Origin of the sequence: Rhodococcus sp. (in: high G+C Gram-positive bacteria) (assembly GCF_049591685.1) — a bacterium.
Lineage (GTDB): Bacteria > Actinomycetota > Actinomycetes > Mycobacteriales > Mycobacteriaceae > Rhodococcoides.
On the sequence record NZ_JBAWFH010000348.1, the window covers coordinates 1 to 2,416 of the forward strand.

Consider the following 2,416-nt stretch of genomic DNA (forward strand, 5'->3'; position numbering starts at 1 on the left):
TCCTGGACGAACCGACCAACCATCTCGACGTTCGTGCCCAGTTGGAGTTACTGGAGATTCTGCAGAATCTGAAGTCGACAGTGCTGTTGGCCGTGCATGACCTCGATCATGCACTTGCGCACGCCGATACCGTGGCCGTCCTCGACGGAGGGAAGCTCGTCGCGGTCGGTCGACCACGGTCGACGTTGACACCGGATCTGCTTCTGGAGGTTTTCGGAGTCGAAGCACTCGTCGTCGATCATCCGATTACCGGTCTACCACATGTCGCGATGGCCTTGCCCGTCGCGAACCGTCGTCGCTGAGTGCCGCGATCGGATTCGCTTTCCGTTAAAGACCAACGCTAGCAGTGGAATACGGGAGAACAAGAGGTAGCACAGCGCTGATCCTGCCAATGCCGCGCAGATGAGCACGAAATACTCGACAACGGGCGGCGCATCCACTCCGAGCAAGAGCACAGCCCCCCACAACAGGAACACGTTGTGGAAAAGGTAGATCGTCATCGACATATCGGCGAGTCGTTGCACTGCCGCGGAAGAAAATTCTAGGAATTTTCGTGCCGTCGTGAACAGCGTTGCTGCCACCAAGATTCCGACAACCGGAATCAGAAAGTGTTCGGCGATCTCGGCGATGAGTGAGGGCACGGGCGCTAGTGCCGCGAGTACGAAGGACGTCACGATCGCAGATACCACGACCACGGGCGTTGCGCGTGCGAACTGCCGGTACCGGGCCGGGTGGGAGCCGATGAAAACACCGAGAACGAAGCTGGGAAAGTAGACGACCACCAATCGAGCGGGCACGATTCCGAAAGTCAGCGCGCTCGGATCGAAAGAAACAGTGCCGGCCCATGCGATGACGGTGAAACAACCGACCAATATCAACGCGGTCGCGCCGCGGACTGGTCCAGTGAAACCGTGGTTGATCCAGAGTCCGAAGGTGGACGTGACAATTCTTCCGGCGCGGGTTTCGACACACAACAGTAGAACCACGCAGTAGCACAACAGGACGGGCAGAAACCACAGTTGAAAGATCCAATTGGACGGAACAGTCATCGATTCCACCCAGCGGTTCATCACATCACCATCATTCGGGGCGGCTACCGCCGCAGCCAGCAACTGCAATGGACCGAGTAACAGCACGCAGGAAAGGAACGGTAGACCGAGACGAACCACGCGATTGCGCCACCACTCGCTCGACGAATAACGTACGAGACCGCGAGCGGCGAAGACACCGGCAATGACGAAGAACGTCGGCATCCGAAACGTGTGGGTGAATGCCGCGAACCATTCGATCGATGGATCGGTCGACGGGTTCGAGTACCAGGGCCACCCGGAGTAGACGAAGGACGCGTGAAACGGGACTCCGAGAAGCATCAACAATGCGCGCAAAGAGTCCAAATAGTGGTCCCTCACCGACGTCGGAGCCATCTCACTCACAGCTGGCCTTTCCGGAGCAGGGCGCGAAATCGATCACGGGAAATCATAAATCCACCAACCGGAAGTCGATCGGTCCGAACATCAGGCCGACGAAAAGCGATGCTGCGCAGTGGTGGAGTGCAGGAGCCGACAGTACGGTCGCGCCATGCGGTCCGTCAATACCGGTAATTCGAGCCACACATCCGGGAACTTCCTGCGTCTGTCGGACGACAACTCGGTACAAGAACTCGAAAAGTTGCCCCTCCGACCTTCGCCCGCGAGGGTCGCCGGGGCCCGAACAGCATAAGCGCGCGGCGCCCGTGTTGATCGGCATCGACGCAGGAAAGTGATCCAGCACCCCATGAGCGACAATGCCACCGCGAGGTCGATCCGCCGACCTACAGTCAGCATCGTGCTTCCGATTGTCAATGAAGCCGAAAATCTACCTCGCGTCCTGCCCCAGCTGCCGGCTCGGCACGAGCTCATCGTCGTCGACGGCGGTTCCGCCGACGGCTCGGAGGCCATCGTCCGTCGACTTCGGCCCGACGCAGTCTTCATCCAGCAAACACGTTGGGGCAAAGGCAATGCACTCGTGTGTGGGTTCGAGGCGTCGACGGGCGACATCATCGTGATGTTCGACGGTGACGGCTCGGCCAACCCTCGCGAGATCGATCTGTTCGTTTCGGCCTTGACGCTCGGTGCCGATTTCGCCAAAGGCACGCGCTATCAGGCCGGTGGCGGTAGCGAGGACATCACTGCGCTACGCGGACTCGGCAATCGTGCATTGACGTTGTTTGCCAATCGAATATTGGGCACCAGGTACTCGGATCTGTGCTACGGCTACAACGCTTTCTGGCGGGATATCCTGCCGGTGCTCGACCTCCCGCCCAGCCTGCCCTCGGACGGTGTTCTTCGATGGGGCGACGGCTTCGAGATCGAGACCGTCATCAACTGCCGAATCTCGAACGCGGGGTTCGTTGTTCGGGAGGTCCCCAGTGTCGAAC

2 protein-coding genes and 1 pseudogene are annotated in these 2,416 nt (G+C 59.5%); 2 read left to right on the forward strand and 1 reads right to left on the reverse strand.

Features of this window, described 5'->3' with window-relative positions:
• Positions 1-302, forward strand: a pseudogene (locus tag WBQ44_RS14570) (ABC transporter ATP-binding protein); the annotation flags it as partial.
• On the opposite strand, the gene WBQ44_RS14575 reads toward WBQ44_RS14570, so the two are convergent.
• Positions 255-1,424: an acyltransferase family protein gene (locus tag WBQ44_RS14575; protein WP_495567388.1), complete on the reverse strand. Its 1,170-nt coding sequence runs from the start codon at positions 1,422-1,424 to the stop codon at positions 255-257. The pseudogene WBQ44_RS14570 and the gene WBQ44_RS14575 overlap by 48 nt on opposite strands.
• Positions 1,425-1,824: 400 nt before the next feature.
• Here WBQ44_RS14575 and WBQ44_RS14580 point away from each other — a divergent pair.
• Positions 1,825-2,416: glycosyltransferase family 2 protein (locus WBQ44_RS14580; RefSeq protein WP_495567387.1), on the forward strand; the 592-nt coding region annotated here is incomplete at its 3' end.